The sequence below is a fragment of the Streptomyces sp. NPDC053431 genome, from assembly GCF_044544925.1.
Classification (GTDB): Bacteria; Actinomycetota; Actinomycetes; order Streptomycetales; family Streptomycetaceae; genus Streptomyces.
The window spans coordinates 345,634-362,237 of sequence record NZ_JBITXX010000003.1; the positions used below are offsets into that span (position 1 = coordinate 345,634).

Here is a 16,604-nt window from a genome sequence, read left to right on the forward strand (position 1 = left end):
CCGTCCGGCGAGCCGTGCGGCACCCTTGAGCCATGAACGACGACTCCGTGCGCGCTCGCGCCCGTGTCCGCGCCCCCGAGCTCACCGGCAAGGGCGGCTGGCTCAACACCGGCGGAGACGATCTGACCCTCATGGACCTGAGGGGAAAGATCGTTCTGCTCGACTTCTGGACCTTCTGCTGCATCAACTGCCTGCACGTCCTCGACGAGCTGCGGGAGCTGGAGGAGAAGCACCGCGACACCCTGGTGATCGTCGGGGTGCACTCGCCCAAGTTCGTGCACGAGGCCGAGCACCAGGCCGTCGTCGACGCCGTCGAGCGGTACGAGGTGCATCACCCGGTGCTCGACGACCCCGAGCTCGCGACCTGGAAGCAGTACGCGGTGCGGGCGTGGCCCACGCTCGTCGTGATCGACCCCGAGGGCTACGTGGTGGCCCAGCACGCGGGTGAGGGGCACGCCAACGCGATCCGGACGCTGGTCGAGGAGCTGGAGGCCGAGCACGAGGCGAAGGGGACGCTGCGGCGCGGCGACGGGCCGTACGTGCCGCCGGAGCCGGTCGCGACCGACCTGCGGTTCCCCGGCAAGGCCGTCCTGCTGCCGTCCGGCAATCTCCTGGTCTCCGACACCACCCGGCACCAGCTCGTCGAGCTGGCCGCCGACGGCGAGACCGTCGTACGGCGGATCGGCGCCGAGGGCGAGTTCCGGGAGCCGCAGGGCCTGGCGCTGCTCCCGGACGGTTCGGTCGTCGTCGCCGACACCGTGAACCACGCCCTGAAGCGGCTCGACCCGGCCACCGGCGCCGTGGAGCGGATCGCCGGCACCGGCCGTCAGTGGTGGCAGGGCTCCCCCACCTCCGGTCCCGCCCTGGAGGTCGACCTGTCCTCGCCGTGGGACGTGGCCTGGTGGCAGGGCAAGGTGTGGGTCGCCATGGCGGGCGTCCACCAGATCTGGACGTACGACCCGGAGAGCCGGACCGTCGAGGTCGCGGCCGGCACCACCAACGAGGGTCTGGTCGACGGCCCGGCGGCCGAGGCCTGGTTCGCGCAGCCGTCCGGTCTCGCCGCCACCGCCGACCGCCTGTGGATCGCCGACTCGGAGACCAGCGCGCTGCGCTTCGTCGAGGCGGACGGTGGCGGCTACGCCGTGCGGACCGCCGTCGGCACCGGGCTCTTCGACTTCGGGCACCGCGACGGCGCGGCCGAGCAGGCCCTGTTCCAGCACCCGCTGGGCGTGACGGCGCTGCCCGACGGCTCGGTCGCCGTCTCCGACACGTACAACCACGCCCTGCGCCGCTTCGACCCGGCGAGCGGCGAGGTCACCACCCTGGCCACCGATCTGCGCGAGCCCAGCGACGCGGTCGTCGTCGGCGAGGACGTCGTGGTCGTCGAGTCGGCCCGGCACCGCCTGACCCGGCTGCGTCTTCCGGAGGAGGCCGTGCAGGTCGAGTCGGTCGCCCACCGGACGCGGCGCGAGGCCACCGAGGTGGCTCCGGGCCGGCTCCGTCTCGACGTGGTCTTCCAGGCCCCGAAGGGCCAGAAGCTGGACGAGCGCTACGGTCCCTCGACCCGGCTCCTGGTGTCCTCGACCCCGCCCGAGCTGCTGCTGGCCGGCGAGGGCAAGGGCACGGACCTCTTCCGCGACCTGGACCTCAACCCGGAGGTGACCGAGGGCGTCCTGCACGTCTCGGCGATGGCCGCCTCCTGCGACGACGACCCGGCCAACGAGTACCCGGCCTGCCACGTCCACCAGCAGGACTGGGGCGTCCCGGTCCGGGTCGGCGACGGCGGGGCGTCCCGGCTGCCGCTGATCCTCGCGGGCATGGACGACGCGGGCGAGGCCTGACCGCTCGGCCCGCCGGTGTCCGGGCGGCCTCCCGGTGGACGGGAAGCCGCCCGGGCCTCGTTTTCTCAGGCGCGGGGGCGGGAGCGGTGGTCGTGCCAGGCCGCGAGGGCCTCGGCGCGGCTGCCCGTCGGGCGGGCGGCGTGCCAGTCCCGCAGGAAGCGGTTGAGCTCGAACTGGGCGCCGATCTCCCGCGGGCGGGCCGCCTCGCCGCGGGTCTCGTGCCAGTGGCGGGCGGCGTCGGCCAGGGTGCGGCCGGCGTTCTCCGCGATGTACGCGCGCATGGTCGCGTCGAAGTGGAACGAGGGCCCCAGCTCGGACCGGAACCAGGCGCGCAGCACCTGGCTGCAGCGCTGGCCCTCGGGTATGACGGTGCTGCCGTCGACCGGCGCGGTGAGCTGCCGGGACGCCCCGGCCGTCCGCCGCCGGGCCGGGGCGGGCGGCAGCGGCAGGCCGTCGAGGGCGGCCGCGAGGCGTGCGGTGACGGCCGCCTTGCCGCCGCCGGCGGAGAGGCCCATGGTGCGGGCGAGCACGGTGAGTTCCTCGAGCGTCCAGTACCAGCGCAGGAGCTCGGCTCCCGTCAGCCGCGGGGTGAGCGCGGGCCGTTCGGCCGGGGCGGCGGGCATCGGCGGGTCCTAGCCCTCCAGGAAGGCGAGCAGCGCGTTCGCGAGGTGGTGGGGGTCGTCGGAGCCGCACAGCTCGCGGGCGCTGTGCATGGACAGGCAGGCGACGCCGATGTCGACGGTGGTGATGCCGTGCCGGGCCGCGGTGATGGGGCCGATGGTGGTGCCGCAGGGCATGTCGTTGTTGGAGACGAACGACTGCCACGGCACGCCGGCCTTCTCGCAGGCGGCGGCGAACACGGCGCGGCCGCTGCCGTCGGTGGCGTAGCGCTGGTTGACGTTGACCTTGAGGATCGGGCCGCCGTTGGGACGGGGGTGGTGCGTGGGGTCGTGGCGCTCGCTGTAGTTGGGGTGCACGGCGTGGCCGACGTCGGAGGAGAGGCAGACCGAGCCGGCGAGGGCGCGGGCCTTGTCCTCGTAGCCGCCGCCGCGTGCGTAGACCGAGCGCTCCAGGACGGTGCCGAGGAGGGGGCCCTGGGCGCCGGTGTCGGCCTCGGAGCCGTTCTCCTCGTGGTCGAAGGCGGCGAGCACCGGGACGTAGGGCAGGTCGTCGCCGTGGGCGGCCGCGGCGGCGAGGGCGGCGACGCAGGCGTGCACCGAGATCAGGTTGTCCATGCGCGGGCCCGCCAGGAGCTCGCGGTCGCGGCCGAGGTAGGCGGGGGCCTCGACGGCGTGCACCATCAGGTCCCAGCCGGCGACGTCCTCGGCGTCGAGTCCGGCCTCGGCGGCGAGGAAGGTGATCAGGTCGCCCTCGTGGACGTCGCCGAGGCCCCAGATCGGCTGCATGTGGCGCTGGCGCTCCAGCTTCATGCCCTCGTTGACCTGGCGGTCCAGGTGGATGGCGAGCTGGGGCACGCGCAGCAGCGGGCGGTCGACGTTCACCAGGTGGTGGCTGCCGTCGCGGAGGGTGAGCCGGCCGGCCAGACCGAGGTCCCGGTCCAGCCAGCTGTTGAGCAGCGGTCCGCCGTAGATCTCGACGGCGATCTGGCGCCAGCCCTCGCGGCCGAAGTCGGGCTGCGGCTTGACGCGCAGGTTCGGGGAGTCGGTGTGGGCGCCGACGATCCGGAACGGGGTGTGCGGGGTGGCGCCCTCGGGCACGTACCAGGCGATGATCGCGCCGCCGCGGATCACGTACTTGCCGCCCAGGGTGCCGTCCCAGGCGTCGGTCTCCTCGACCTTGCGGAAGCCCGCCTTCTCCAGCCGCTCGGCCGCGTTGGCCACCACGTGGTACGGCGACGGCGAGGCCGCCAGGAAGGTCATGAGGTCATCGGTGTGGCCGCGGTCGAAGCGGACTGGTGCGCTACTCATGACCTTCACCTTACGCAGATCTCGGAATACGGACGTGCGGTCGTCGAACACCTGTGGACAACCGGGGCGCAAGCCTGTGGACAACCGGCCTGAGCCGGGCGGACCAGGCCGGCACCGACACCGGGGCGAGGGCCGCAACCGACACCGGACCAGGGCCGGGCCCAAGGCCACAACCGCCACCCTGACGAAGGCCACGACCGACGCCACGACCGACGCCCGGACGAAAGCCGGAACGGCCCGCCCCCCTCCCCGGGAGCGAGCCGTTCCTGATGCGGACGAGGCGCGTACCTGTGCGGTACTTAGAACGCGGCCTCGTCCAGGTCCATCAGCGAGCCGTCCACGCCTTCGGCGAGGAGGCGCTCGGTGGAGACGCCGGGCAGGACGTTGGCGGCGAAGAACTTCGCGGCCGCGATCTTGCCCTGGTAGAAGGCGACGTCCTTGCCGGAGGCGCCGGCGGCCAGCTTCTCGGCGGCCACGGCCGCGCCCTTGAGGAGCAGGTAGCCGACGACCACGTCACCGGACGCCATGAGCAGGCGGGTGGTGTTGAGGCCGACCTTGTAGATGTTCTTGACGTCCTCGCCGGTGGCGGTGAGGTCGGTGAGCATCGCGCCGACGATGCCCTCCAGGTCGACGGCCGCCTTGGCGAGCGCGTCGCGGGCGCCGGCCAGCTCCTCGCCGCCGGTGCCGACCGCGAGGAACTTCTTGATCTCCTCGGCCAGCGCGTTCAGGGACGCGCCCTGGTCGCGGACGATCTTGCGGAAGAAGAAGTCCTGGCCCTGGATGGCCGTGGTGCCCTCGTAGAGGGTGTCGATCTTGGAGTCCCGGATGTACTGCTCGATCGGGTACTCCTGCAGGAAGCCGGAGCCGCCGAAGGTCTGCAGCGACTGGGCGAGCTGCTCGTAGCCCTTCTCGGAGCCGTAGCCCTTGACGATCGGGAGCAGCAGGTCGTTCAGGCCGTGCAGGGCCTTGGCGTCCTCGCCCGCCGCCTCCTTGAGCTGGATCGCGTCCTGGACGGAGGCCGTGTAGAGGACGAGGGAGCGCATGCCCTCGGCGTACGCCTTCTGCGTCATCAGCGAGCGGCGGACGTCCGGGTGGTGCGTGATGGTGACCTTGGGGGCGTTCTTGTCCATGAAGTTCGCCAGGTCGGTGCCCTGGACGCGCTCCTTGGCGTACTCCAGGGCGTTGAGGTAGCCCGTGGAGAGGGTGGAGATCGCCTTCGTGCCGACCATCATGCGGGCGAACTCGATGATGAGGAACATCTGGCGGATGCCGTCGTGCTTGTCGCCGATCAGCCAGCCCTTGGCGGGGTGCTTGTCGCCGAAGGTCATCTCGCACGTGTTGGAGGCCTTGAGGCCCATCTTGTGCTCGACGTTGGTGGCGTAGACGCCGTTGCGGGCGCCGAGCTCGCCGGTCTCCCAGTCGAACTCGTACTTCGGGACGAGGAAGAGGGAGAGGCCCTTGGTGCCGGGGCCGGCACCCTCGGGACGGGCGAGGACGTAGTGGAGGATGTTCTCCTCCATGTCGTGCTCACCGGAGGTGATGAAGCGCTTCACGCCCTCGATGTGCCAGGAGCCGTCCTCCTGCTGGACCGCCTTGGTGCGGCCGGCGCCGACGTCCGAGCCCGCGTCGGGCTCGGTGAGCACCATGGTGGAGCCCCAGCGCTTCTCGACGGCGATCTGCGCGACCTTCTTCTGCGCCTCGTTGCCCTCGTGGAAGAGGATGCCGGCGAACGCCGGGCCGGAGGAGTACATCCAGATGGCCGGGTTCGAGCCGAGCAGCAGCTCCGCGTAGGCCCAGATGAGCGAGCGCGGGGAGACGGTGCCGCCGATCTCCTCGGGGATGCCCAGGCGCCAGTACTCGGACTCCATGAAGGCGTTGTACGAGTTCTTGAAGGAGGCCGGGACCGGGGCGGTGTTGGTCTCCGGGTCGAAGACCGGCGGGTTGCGGTCGGCGTCGGCGAAGGACTCGGCCAGCTCGTTCTCGGCGAGGCGGCGGATCTCGTCGAGGATGCTCTTGGCGGTCTCGACGTCCATCTCCTCGAACGGACCGGTGCCGTACACCTTGTCGCGGCCGAGCACCTCGAAGAGGTTGAACTCGATGTCGCGGAGATTCGACTTGTAGTGCCCCATGGCGACGGCTCCGTAAGGATCGGGGAGGCGGATGTCCTCGTAGACGTACTACTACCCGTGAGTAGCTCACGCTCTCTACGATGATGCTACCCGCCGGTAATAAAGGCAACCCCTATCCGGACATCTGTGACGCGGGCCGCAGCCCCCGTCCGGGCCTCGATAGGCTGGGTCGCATGTACGGCTACGAGCAGAATCCGGGTGCCCAGCAGCAGTACGGCCCGCCTCCGCAGCAGGGGATGCCGGGCGGCATGCACCCCGGCATGCAGCCGGGCATGCAGGCCGGCGGGATGCAGGGCGGGTACGCCCAGCAGCCGCCGCTCTACCCGGAGCCGTCGCCGCCCTCGCTCGCCGACGCCGTGCGGGCGTTCACGACCGGCACGCTCGCCGCCGAGGACTTCCAGCAGATCTTCGCGACCTCGAAGGTCTACTGCCCGCGCGGCGACAACCCGGGCTTCCTCGCCCTGCACAACACCCAGCAGCCGGTGATCCCCATGTTCACCTCGCTCAAGGAGCTGCGGCGGTACGCGGGCAAGGAGTCCAAGTACTTCGTGATCACCGGCGCCGAGGTGATCGACCTGCTGCCGACCGGCTACGGCTTCGTCCTCGACATGGAGGGCGACCACCGGATGGTCTTCGACGCGAAGGCCGTCGAGCAGATGGTCGACTACGCGATGCGCCGGATGTACGGCTGACGCGGCCCGGAAGGGCTGGGAGAACGCCCGGAGGGGCTGGGGGAACGCCCGGAAGGTCCGGGGAGAGCGCCCGGGAGGAATTCCTTCCGGGCGTTCCGCGTTCCGGGTGGCAGGAAGTTCAGAATTCAACTAACCTGGTCGCACAAGGAGGTCCCCCGATGCCTGCTGTGACTGTCGAGAACCCGCTCACCCTGCCGCGCGTGGCCGCAAGCGCCGACGCCGTCGCCCGCCCCGTGCTCGCCGTGACCACGGCCCCCCAGGGCTTCGAGGGCGAGGGCTTCCCGGTGCGCCGGGCCTTCGCCGGCATCAACTACCAGTACCTCGACCCGTTCATCATGATGGACCAGATGGGCGAGGTGGAGTACGCCCCCGGCGAGCCCAAGGGCACGCCCTGGCACCCGCACCGCGGCTTCGAGACCGTCACGTACATCATCGACGGGATCTTCGACCACCAGGACTCCAACGGTGGTGGCGGCACCATCACCAACGGCGACACCCAGTGGATGACCGCGGGCGCCGGCCTGCTCCACATCGAGGCCCCGCCGGAGCACCTCGTCGTCAGCGGCGGCCTCTTCCACGGCCTCCAGCTGTGGGTGAACCTGCCCGCCTCCGACAAGATGATGGCCCCCCGCTACCAGGACATCCGCGGCGGCCAGGTCCAGCTGCTCACCTCCCCCGACGGCGGCGCGCTGCTCCGCGTCATCGCCGGCGAGCTCGACGGACACCAGGGCCCCGGCGTCACCCACACCCCGATCACGATGCTCCACGCCACCCTGCGTCCCGGCGCCGAGATCGAGCTGCCGTGGCGCGAGGACTTCAACGGCCTCGCCTACGTCCTGGCCGGCCGCGGCACCGTCGGCAAGGAGCGGCGGCCCGTCCACATGGGGCAGACCGCCGTCTTCGGCAAGGGCGGGTCCCTCACCGTCCGCGCCGACGAGAAGCAGGACGGGCACACCCCGGACCTGGAGGTCGTCCTCCTCGGCGGCCGGCCGATCCGCGAGCCGATGGCGCACTACGGCCCGTTCGTCATGAACACCCAGGCCGAACTCCGCCAGGCCTTCGAGGACTTCCAGGCGGGCCGCCTCGGCACCATCCCGGCCGTGCACGGGATGGGCGAGTAGCCGGCGCTACGAGCGGCTGCCGACCGCCGCCGTCCGGGCGGTCAGCAGCCGGCCCAGGTCCAGGACGCTGAGGCCGAACATCAGGACGCCGAGCGGGAGGTGCACCGACGGCACGTGCGCGATGCCCAGCACGACCTGCGCCGAGGCCAGGACCAGGAAGCCGCTCGCGTACAGGATGGGGCGCGGCGATCCGCCGCCCGGCCGCCACGCGAGGATCGCGGCCAGCACGTACAGCATCGACGCCCCATACATCACGCGGGCGCCGACGCCGTGCAGCGTCTCGCCGAGCGCGGAGGTCAGCAGCATTCCGGCGGTGGTCGCCTGGAAGAAGAGGGACAGCGTCTGCAGCGCGACCGAGATCTTCAGGAACATGACGCCGCCACTGCCGCGCCGAGCCGCCGCCGTGGGCTGTGCGGTGATCGTCTGTCCGGCCATGATGTCGACTCCTCGTATCCGGTGTTCTTTCCGGTGTTCGTGGGGGTTCAGCGCAGGGTGAGCGGGGTCTCCGACGCGACCCGCGTCAGCTTCTGCGGATTGCGGACGTAGTAGAGGCCGGTGATGCGGCCGTCCTCGACGCGGAAGGTCATGACGCCGTCCAGCTCGCCGTCCCGGTGCATGGCGAGGGCCGGCTGGCCGTTGACCACGGTGGGCTCGGACGTGACCGTGATGCCGAACGTGCCGGTGTTGCCGCCGAGGTAGAAGCGGACCAGGTTCTCGGCGCCGACGATGGGCCGCAGCGCGGCCCGTTTCACGCCGCCGCCGTCGCTCACCAGGACGACCTGCGGGGCCAGCACGTCGAGCAGCACCTGTGGGTCCCCCGTCTCCAGCGCGCGTCGGAACGAGTCCACGGCCGCCCGGGCCGCGCGCGGGGACACCGGCCCCCGGGGCCGCTCGGCCTCGACGTGCCTGCGGGCGCGGTGGGCGATCTGGTGGACGGCCGCGGGGGTCCTGTCGACGGCCGCGGCGATCTCGTCGTACCCGACGTCGAAGACCTCGCGGAGCACGAAGACGGCGCGCTCGGTCGGCGAGAGGCGTTCGAGGACGAGCATCATCGCCATCGACAGGCTGTCCGCCAGCTCGACGTCCTCGGCCACGTCCGGCGTGGTCAGCAGCGGCTCGGGCAGCCACTGCCCGACGTACGCCTCCCTGCGGCGCTGCAGGGTGCGCAGCCGGTTGAGGGCCTGCCGGGTGGTGATCCGTACCAGGTACGCGCGCCGGTCCCGCACCCCCGCCAGGTCGACCTTGACCCAGCGGAGCCAGGTCTCCTGGAGGACGTCCTCGGCATCGGCGGCCGAGCCGAGCATCTCGTAGGCGACGGTGAAGAGCAGATTGCGGTGCGCGACGAAGATCTCGGTGGCCGGGTCGGTCCGGTCCGTCGGGTCGGTCGTGTCGGTCGGGTCGGGGGCGGGGGTCCGGTCGCGTGGGTCGCCCGCGTCGGTCCGGTCCGTCGGGGCGCTTGCGTCGGTCCGGGCCGTGCGGGCCGTCCGGTCCGTCGGGTCGGGGGCTCGGCCGGTCATCTCTGGGTGCCTCTCCTTCGCGGGTGACGCCTGGTCACGCCGTCCGTACGGGGTACGGCGTCGGCCGGGCGCGGGCCCAGGCTCGGCCACAGGACACCGGGGAGAAGGCCGGTCTTACAGAATGTGACGCGGGTCACTTCAGGGGGTCCGCCCCTGCCCCTGACGTGCACTGACGAGGCGTCACCCGTACGGCGTCGAGCGCGCGACGACACGCCGGACGGCGTGGTCCGGTGGAGGCGTGCCCACCGAATCCCCCGCCGCCGAGCGCCCGCTGCTGCCCGAGGGGGCCCGCCGCACCGCCGCCTGGTGCGTCGTCGCGCTGCTGGTCGCCGGCGTCGCGGCGGTCTTCGTCTGGCTGTGCGTCGTCTTCAAGACGGCCGTCACCCCCGCCCTGCTCGCCCTCCTCGGCACCGCCCTGCTCGGCCCCCTCTACCGGCGCCTGCTCCGCATGAAGGTGCGGAAGTCGCTCGCCGCCGGGCTCACCGTCCTCGCCGTGCTCGCGGTCGTCGGCGGCGCCACGTACATCGTGGTCGCCGCGATCCTCGAGACCGGCGACCAGATCGTCGCCTCGCTGCGGCAGGCCGGCCTCGACATCGCCCGGCACTTCGGCGCGGCCGGCACCAGCCTCGACGACCTCGCCAGGAACGCCCAGAAGCTCCTGGAGAAGTTCGGCGGCACGGCCGCGTCCGGGGTGATCTCGGGGCTCAGCGTCGTCGGCCAGATGCTCGCCACCGCCGTCCTCGCCCTGCTGCTGATCTTCTTCTTCCTGCGCGACTCCGACCGCGCCGCCGAGGTGCTGCGCTCGTTCGCCCCGCGCTCCACCGGCGACACGGTGGAGGCCATGGGGCGGCGCGCCTTCGAGGCCGTCGAGGGCTTCATGCGCGGCACCACCTTCGTGGCCCTGGTCGACGCGCTCCTCATCGGGATCGGCCTGCTCGTCCTGCGGGTGCCGGGGGCGGTGGGCCTTGCCGCGCTGGTGTTCGTCACGGCCTACATCCCGTACCTCGGCGCCTTCCTCTCCGGCGCCGTCGCCGTCCTCGTCGCCCTCGCCGACCGGGGCTTCGTCATCGCCCTGTGGGTGCTCGGGGTGGTGCTCGCCGTCCAGGTCATCGAGGGCCACGTGCTCCAGCCGATGGTCCAGAGCCGGACCGTGCAGATGCACCCGGCGGCGGTCATGCTGGCGATCACCGCCGGGGCGTCCGTCGCCGGGATCCTGGGCATGCTGCTCGCCGTACCGCTGACCGCCGCCTTCTTCGGGGTCCTGGGGGAGCTGCGCGGCCGGTACGAGGCCGAGCCGGGGGTGGACGGCCCGCCCGACGGGCCGACCGGGGACGGCCCGCCCGGGCGCGGCCTACACGGGGCCGGCCCGTCCGACGGGCCGCCCCCCAGCGCCCGCTAGGTGGCCGCCGCCGGGGTGCTGCCCGGCTCGAAGGACCGCAGCATCGCCTCGAGTGCTGCCTGGTCCGGGCCCACGAAGGGGTCCGCGTCCGGCGCCATGGTGATCGTCTCGATCATGCGGGTGGTCATCCGGACGGCCGGCGGCAGGTGCGTGCACAGCACGATCTCCGGGCTCATCTCCCGCAGCGGCTCGATCGACGCCCGGTACTTCGCCTCGTCGACGATGTGCACCCACGGGCTGTCCACCGTCGCCCACAGCAGCTGCGCGGCCCGCAGCTCCTCCGGTTTCAGGTCGTTGGCGTGCCCGCTCTCGGCGAGCTCGGCGGTCGGCATGGGGCCGCCGAAGCAGTCCGAGCTGAAGCAGATGCGGGTCTTCTCGTCGTAGAAGCCGACGGTGGCCGGGTTGTCGAAGAGCGGCGGCCGGAAGGCGCGCAGAAGGCGGTCGCCGACGTCCAGGGACTGGCCCGGGTTGAGGAAGTGGACGCGGTCCATGGGCAGCGGGCGCTCGGTGCTCATGATCCCGGCGCCGAGGAACGTGGTCACGACGTGCGCCCGCGGCGCCGCCACCAGCAGGTCGAAGATTCCGCCGGTGTGGTCCCGGTCCGGGTGGGTGAGCCAGATCCAGAGGATGTCGGACGGGTCGAGCACCGAGCTGAGCGTGTCCACGAAGTCCCGGTCGGCGATCGAGAGGCCGGTGTCGACGACGACCGGTTCGCGGGCCGTGAGGACGTACGCGTTGACGGGGATGTGTCCGATGCCCGGCACTTCGATGCTGTCTGCCAGGACCGTGGTGTCGCTGCCGAGCTTGTGGGTATCCATGGCGGGCTCCGTGGTCCCCCCGGCGGCCGTACGACACCAGTCTCCGCCCCCGGACGGGGCATCGCCCGTCAGGCGCCGCCGCGCCGAGTCGCCGCTTCGGAAGCCCTGTACCTGCCCCGCCCGTCAGGCGCCGCCGCGCCGAGTCGCCGCTTCGGAAGCCCTGTACCGGCCCCGCCCGTCAGGCGCCGCCGCGTCGAGTCGCCGCTTCGGAAGCCCTGTACCGGCCCGCCCGTCAGGCGCCGCCGCGTCGAGCCGCCGGGAGCCGCCGGACCGGCCGCCGTCTCCCCTCCTCAGCACCCGACCCTCGGCGGCCCCCCACCCCTCAGCCGCGCGGCACGCACGCCTTCTCCGTGTCCTGCTCGTGCAGTTCGAACCAGATCGCCTTGCCCTCGCCCCGCGGGTCCACGCCCCACTTGTCCGCGAGCATCTCCATGAGGATCAGCCCGCGTCCGCTGGACGCCATCTCGCCCGGGTGGCGCCTGTGGGGGAGTTCGTCGCTGGCGTCGGCGACCTCGACGCGCAGTCGGCGGGCGTTCTCCAGGCAGACGACCTCGGCCACGAGCAGGGCGTCGCCGTCCGTGTGGACGAGGACGTTGGTGACCATCTCGGAGACCATCAGGACCGCCGAGTCGACCTGGTCCCCGTCCGTCCAGTCGTGCAGCAGCTGCCGCACCTGCTCGCGGGCGGTGGCGATACGTTCCGGCTCGGCCTGGGCGACGGTCATCATCGTGCGGCGCGGGGCCTCCCGTACGGCCGTGCCCTGGCGGGACAGGAGGAGGACGGCGATGTCGTCCTCGCGGCGGTCGGCGAGCGGTCCGGTGGTGTGGTGGGAGCCGGGGCCGTGGACGGCCTCCACGAGGCGGTCGGCCAGCCCCTCCAGGTCCTCGCCGTCGTCGGCCTCCAGGAGCTTCCTGACCCGCTCCCAGCCGCTGTCCAGGTCGTGGCCGCCGGTCTCCAGGAGCCCGTCGGTGCAGATCATCAGCGTCTCGCCGGGCTCCAGGGTGAGCCGGGTCGTGGGGTAGTCGGTGTCCGGGACGATGCCGAGGGGCAGGCCGCCGGCCGTCGGCCTGAGGAGAACCGTTCCGTCGGTCATCCGTACCGCCGGTTCCGGGTGCCCGGCCCGCGCGATCTCCACGACGCCGGTGTCCAGGTCGACCTCCAGGTAGAGGCAGGTCGCGAACCGCGGCCCGCCGAACTCCCCGTCGTCGCCGTCCGTGCCGTCGTTGATCCCGTACAGGAAGCGCGAGGCCCGCGAGAGCACCGCGTCCGGGCGGTGCCCCTCGGAGGCGTACGCGCGGAGCGCGATCCGCAGCTGGCCCATGAGGCCCGCGGCCCGTACGTCGTGTCCCTGCACGTCGCCGATGACCAGGGCGATCCGGCCCGGGCCGGCCCCGCCGGGCAGCCGGATCATGTCGTACCAGTCGCCGCCGACCTGGAGCCCGCCGCCCGTGGGCACGTACCGCGCGGCCACCGCGATGCCCGGGATCCCCGGTCCGAGCACCGGCATCATTGTCCGCTGCAGTCCCAGCGACAGCTCCCGCTCCGACTCGGCGACGCCGGCCCTGGCCAGCGCCTGCGCCAGCATCCGGGCGACCGTCGTCAGGACGCTGCGCTCGTCCGGCGTGAAGACCACCGGATGCTTGAACGCGGCCATCCACGCGCCCATCGTGCGCCCCGCGACGACGAGCGGGACGAAGGCCCAGGAGCGGCGGCCGAAGCGCTGGGCCAGCGGCCAGGTCATCGGGAAGCGGCGCGCGTACTCCTCCGGGGTCGGCAGATAGATCGCCCGCCCCGTCCGCACCACCTCGGCCGCCGGATAGTCGGTGTCCAGGGTCATCGAGCTGAACGGCCCCTCGTCGCCGTCGCCGTGCCCGTGGTGCCCGATGACCGTGAGCCGCTCGCCCGACATGCCGAAGACGGCGAGCCCGTCCGGCGAGAAGCCCGGCATCGACAGCGACGCCGCCACCCGCAGCACCTCGGCCGTCGACCGCGCCTCGGCGAGCGCCCGGCCGGCGTCGAGCAGGAAGGCCTCGCGGGAGCGGCGCCAGTCACCCGTGATCGGGGTCCGGGCGGCGGTGCCGGGCTGCGGCTCGGCGACCTCCTGCAGGGTGCCGACCAGCTGGTAGTCGTCCCCGTCGATCAGCGGCTTCGACCTGCTCCGTACGGTACGGATCACCCGCCCGCGCTCGTCCATGATCCGCAGCCGGGCCTCGGCGAGGGTGCCCTCGGCGACGGCGAGGGCGACGACCCCGTCGATCTCGTTCCAGTCGACCGGATGAAAGCGGGAGCGCACGGCCGCCTCGGAGAGCTGCACGGGTTCGGCGGGCAGCCCGAGCAGCCGGGCCGCCTCGGCGTCGAGGGTGACCACCCCGGAAGCGTTGTCCCAGCGCCACAGGCCCGTCGCGATCGCGGCCAGGACGTCCTCGGTGCGCATTGCCCTACTTTATGAATATCGGCCAGCAGGTCGCCACTGAGAGTATTCGAATCGCGATCTTGGGTGTCCCGGTACCCTGGGACGGCTGGACGTGTGTGTCCGGCACCCACCAAGGATCCCGAAGAACTGGATGAACGACGATGCATCGGTACAGGTCCCACACCTGCGGCGAGCTCCGCGCCTCTGACGTCGGCACCGACGTCCGGCTGAGCGGCTGGCTGCACAATCGGCGCGACCTGGGCGGCATCCTCTTCATCGATCTCCGCGACCACTACGGCATCACCCAGCTGGTCGCCCGCCCCGGTACGCCGGCGGCCGAGGTCCTCGACAAGCTGACCAAGGAGACGGTCGTCCGCGTCGACGGCAAGGTCGTCTCCCGCGGTGCCGACAACGTGAACCCCGAACTCGCCACCGGCGAGATCGAGATCGAGGCCGCCGAGGTCGAGGTGCTCGGCGCGGCCAAGCAGATCCCCTTCACCATCAACACCGACGACGGCGTCAACGAGGAGCGGCGCCTGGAGTACCGCTTCCTCGACCTGCGCCGCGAGCGCATGCACCGCAACATCATGCTGCGCTCGGCCGTCATCGCCGCCATCCGCTCCAAGATGGTGGCCCTCGGCTTCAACGAGATGGCGACCCCGATCCTCGCCGCGACCTCCCCCGAGGGCGCCCGCGACTTCGTCGTCCCGTCCCGTCTGAACCCGGGCAAGTTCTACGCGCTGCCGCAGGCGCCGCAGCAGTTCAAGCAGCTGCTGATGATCTCCGGCTTCGACCGCTACTTCCAGATCGCGCCCTGCTTCCGCGACGAGGACGCCCGCGCCGACCGCTCGCCGGGCGAGTTCTACCAGCTCGACGTCGAGATGAGCTTCGTCGAGCAGGAGGACGTCTTCCAGCCGATCGAGAAGCTGATGACCGAGCTCTTCGAGGAGTTCGGCGGCGGCCGCCACGTCACCTCGCCGTTCCCGCGGATCCCGTTCCGCGAGTCGATGCTCAAGTACGGCAACGACAAGCCGGACCTGCGCACCGCCCTGGAGCTCGTCGACGTCACGGACGTCTTCGAGGGCTCCGACTTCAAGGCCTTCGCCGGCAAGCACGTCCGGGCGCTCGCCGTCCCGGACACCGGTGACCAGCCGCGCAAGTTCTTCGACGGCCTCGGCGACTTCGCCGTCTCCCTCGGCGCGAAGGGCCTCGCCTGGGTCCGCGTCGGCGAGGAGAACGCGCTGACCGGCCCGATCGCCAAGTTCCTCACCGAGGAGAACGTCAAGGTCCTCGCCGAGCGTCTGGGCCTGAAGCCCGGCCACGCGGTGTTCTTCGGCGCCGGCGAGTTCGACGAGGTCTCCAAGATCATGGGCCCGGTCCGGGTCGAGGCCGCCAAGCGCGCGGGCCAGTTCGAGGAGAACGTCTTCCGCTTCGCGTGGATCGTCGACTTCCCGATGTACGAGAAGGACGAGGAGACCGGCAAGATCGACTTCTCGCACAACCCCTTCTCCATGCCGCAGGGCGGCCTCGAGGCCCTGGAGACCAAGGACCCGCTGGACATCCTCGGCTGGCAGTACGACATCGTCTGCAACGGCATCGAGCTCTCCTCCGGCGCCATCCGGAACCACGAGCCCGAGATCATGTTCAAGGCCTTCGAGATCGCGGGCTACTCGCGCGAGACGGTCGAGACGGAGTTCGCGGGCATGCTCCGCGCCTTCGAGTACGGCGCCCCGCCGCACGGCGGCATCGCCCCGGGCGTCGACCGCATCGTGATGCTCCTCGCCGACGAGCCGAACATCCGCGAGATCATCGCCTTCCCGCTCAACGGCAACGGCCAGGACCTCCTGATGGGCGCCCCGACGGAGCTGGACGAGTCCCGCCTGCGCGAGCTGAACATCCAGCTCCGCAAGCCGGTCGAGAAGAAGGTCACGGAGGACCGCCCGATCACGGAGTCGGTCCACCCGGACGCGGCCCGCGGCTGACGCGCTTGAGCCTCCGGCTCTGAGGGGCCCGGGACCGTCTCGCACGGTTCCGGGCCCCTTTCGCGTCCGCCGTGGCTCTACCGGCCTTCGGCGAAGATCTCCTCGGCGGAAGCGGCGGTGGCTGCGGGCCGGGTTCACTCGCGGGGGTGACCGGCTTCCGCACTGGCGCGGCAGTCTCTGTGCCGTACGGCGTCCGGGGCGACGTCCCGCTCCAGCCAGGCGGCGACGCCCGGGGCCAGGTGTTCTGTTTCGGCGGCTGTGAGCAGGAGCCGGGGAGGCGCCCTGACGGCGGACCCGGCCAGTCCGTGGCTGACGGTCCCGTGGGACCGACGGCCGCCTGGCACCCCGACCCACGCGGACCGGCCGCACCCGAGTGCAGTAGGCGGCTTCAGTCCTCAGGGGTGTCCGGCGACCGCGTCGGTTCTTCGGAAGAATGATTCGAGGCCTCTGCCAAGGAAATCAGAATGGCTTCGAGATCCGCTGCCGTGTCGGCACAGAACGCTTGGTCGTTCCTGGAGATCGAGGCAATGGCTTCGTTGAAGTCTCGTGTGCCGGGCCCTGATTCCTCGATGAGCCGAACGGGGACGATCAACCAGTTCTTCTTCCCTGGCCTGAACTCCCACGTTGTCTTCTGGGGCGCCGAACGCACCACCTCCTCGAAAACGGCCTTGAATTCTTCGCGAGGATACGCAAAGCGCCAGGCCAGGAAGGCCACTTGGAGATGCCCTTCGAGCGGATGTCGCTCCGTTGGCGACCTGAACCAA

General features: G+C 71.7%; 13 protein-coding genes. 5 read left to right on the forward strand and 8 right to left on the reverse strand.

The window, feature by feature from the left end; translation table 11 throughout:
* The first annotated feature begins 32 nt into the window (after positions 1-32).
* Positions 33-1,841 carry an NHL domain-containing thioredoxin family protein gene (locus ACIGXE_RS11050; RefSeq protein WP_399745759.1) on the forward strand — a complete coding sequence of 603 codons (1,809 nt, stop codon included), beginning with the start codon at positions 33-35 and terminating at the stop codon, positions 1,839-1,841.
* 65 nt (positions 1,842-1,906) lie between these two features.
* Here ACIGXE_RS11050 and ACIGXE_RS11055 read toward each other — a convergent pair whose 3' ends face one another.
* The 3 genes from ACIGXE_RS11055 to ACIGXE_RS11065 all read right to left on the reverse strand — a co-directional run bounded on the left by ACIGXE_RS11055 (position 1,907) and on the right by ACIGXE_RS11065 (position 5,898).
* Positions 1,907-2,464 (reverse strand): DUF6434 domain-containing protein, encoded by a 558-nt coding sequence (locus ACIGXE_RS11055; RefSeq protein WP_399745761.1) that lies wholly within the window; start codon positions 2,462-2,464, stop codon positions 1,907-1,909.
* A 9-nt stretch (positions 2,465-2,473) separates the two neighbouring features.
* Positions 2,474-3,769, reverse strand: coding sequence for a M18 family aminopeptidase (locus ACIGXE_RS11060; RefSeq protein ID WP_399745763.1), 1,296 nt, complete (start codon positions 3,767-3,769; stop codon positions 2,474-2,476).
* A 299-nt stretch (positions 3,770-4,068) separates the two neighbouring features.
* Entirely contained in the window at positions 4,069-5,898 is a 1,830-nt protein-coding gene (locus ACIGXE_RS11065; RefSeq protein WP_399745765.1) for an acyl-CoA dehydrogenase, read from the reverse strand.
* 173 nt (positions 5,899-6,071) lie between these two features.
* On the opposite strand from ACIGXE_RS11065, the gene ACIGXE_RS11070 reads away from it, so the two are divergent.
* Both ACIGXE_RS11070 and ACIGXE_RS11075 read left to right on the forward strand, forming a co-directional pair.
* Positions 6,072-6,590: an SseB family protein gene (locus tag ACIGXE_RS11070; protein ID WP_365343789.1), complete on the forward strand. Its 519-nt coding sequence runs from the start codon at positions 6,072-6,074 to the stop codon at positions 6,588-6,590.
* Positions 6,591-6,748: 158 nt separating this feature from the next.
* Positions 6,749-7,711: a pirin family protein gene (locus ACIGXE_RS11075; RefSeq protein WP_399745767.1), complete on the forward strand. Its 963-nt coding sequence runs from the start codon at positions 6,749-6,751 to the stop codon at positions 7,709-7,711.
* Between the two features lie 6 nt (positions 7,712-7,717).
* Here the strand turns inward: ACIGXE_RS11075 and ACIGXE_RS11080 are convergent, their stop codons facing one another.
* Both ACIGXE_RS11080 and ACIGXE_RS11085 read right to left on the reverse strand, forming a co-directional pair.
* On the reverse strand, positions 7,718-8,146 hold the full coding sequence (locus ACIGXE_RS11080; protein WP_399745769.1) for a hypothetical protein: 429 nt from the start codon (positions 8,144-8,146) through the stop codon (positions 7,718-7,720).
* A 47-nt stretch (positions 8,147-8,193) separates the two neighbouring features.
* Positions 8,194-9,228, reverse strand: coding sequence for an RNA polymerase sigma-70 factor (locus tag ACIGXE_RS11085; protein ID WP_399745771.1), 1,035 nt, complete (start codon positions 9,226-9,228; stop codon positions 8,194-8,196).
* Between the two features lie 238 nt (positions 9,229-9,466).
* Between ACIGXE_RS11085 and ACIGXE_RS11090 the strand changes: the two genes are divergently transcribed.
* Positions 9,467-10,627: an AI-2E family transporter gene (locus ACIGXE_RS11090; protein WP_399745773.1), complete on the forward strand. Its 1,161-nt coding sequence runs from the start codon at positions 9,467-9,469 to the stop codon at positions 10,625-10,627.
* On the opposite strand, the gene ACIGXE_RS11095 is transcribed toward ACIGXE_RS11090, so the two are convergent.
* The gene (locus ACIGXE_RS11095) at positions 10,624-11,445 is read right to left on the reverse strand and encodes an MBL fold metallo-hydrolase (protein ID WP_399745775.1); all 822 of its coding nucleotides are present in this window, start codon (positions 11,443-11,445) and stop codon (positions 10,624-10,626) included. The genes ACIGXE_RS11090 and ACIGXE_RS11095 overlap by 4 nt on opposite strands.
* 322 nt (positions 11,446-11,767) lie before the next feature.
* The gene (locus tag ACIGXE_RS11100) at positions 11,768-13,879 is read right to left on the reverse strand and encodes a SpoIIE family protein phosphatase (protein WP_399745777.1); all 2,112 of its coding nucleotides are present in this window, start codon (positions 13,877-13,879) and stop codon (positions 11,768-11,770) included.
* A gap of 140 nt (positions 13,880-14,019) precedes the next feature.
* Between ACIGXE_RS11100 and aspS the strand changes: the two genes are divergently transcribed.
* A complete protein-coding gene (aspS, locus tag ACIGXE_RS11105; protein ID WP_399745779.1) occupies positions 14,020-15,840 on the forward strand; it encodes an aspartate--tRNA ligase in 1,821 nt (606 codons plus the stop codon).
* A gap of 388 nt (positions 15,841-16,228) precedes the next feature.
* On the opposite strand, the gene ACIGXE_RS11110 is transcribed toward aspS, so the two are convergent.
* Positions 16,229-16,555 (reverse strand): hypothetical protein, encoded by a 327-nt coding sequence (locus ACIGXE_RS11110; RefSeq protein ID WP_399745781.1) that lies wholly within the window; start codon positions 16,553-16,555, stop codon positions 16,229-16,231.
* Positions 16,556-16,604: the final 49 nt, after the last annotated feature.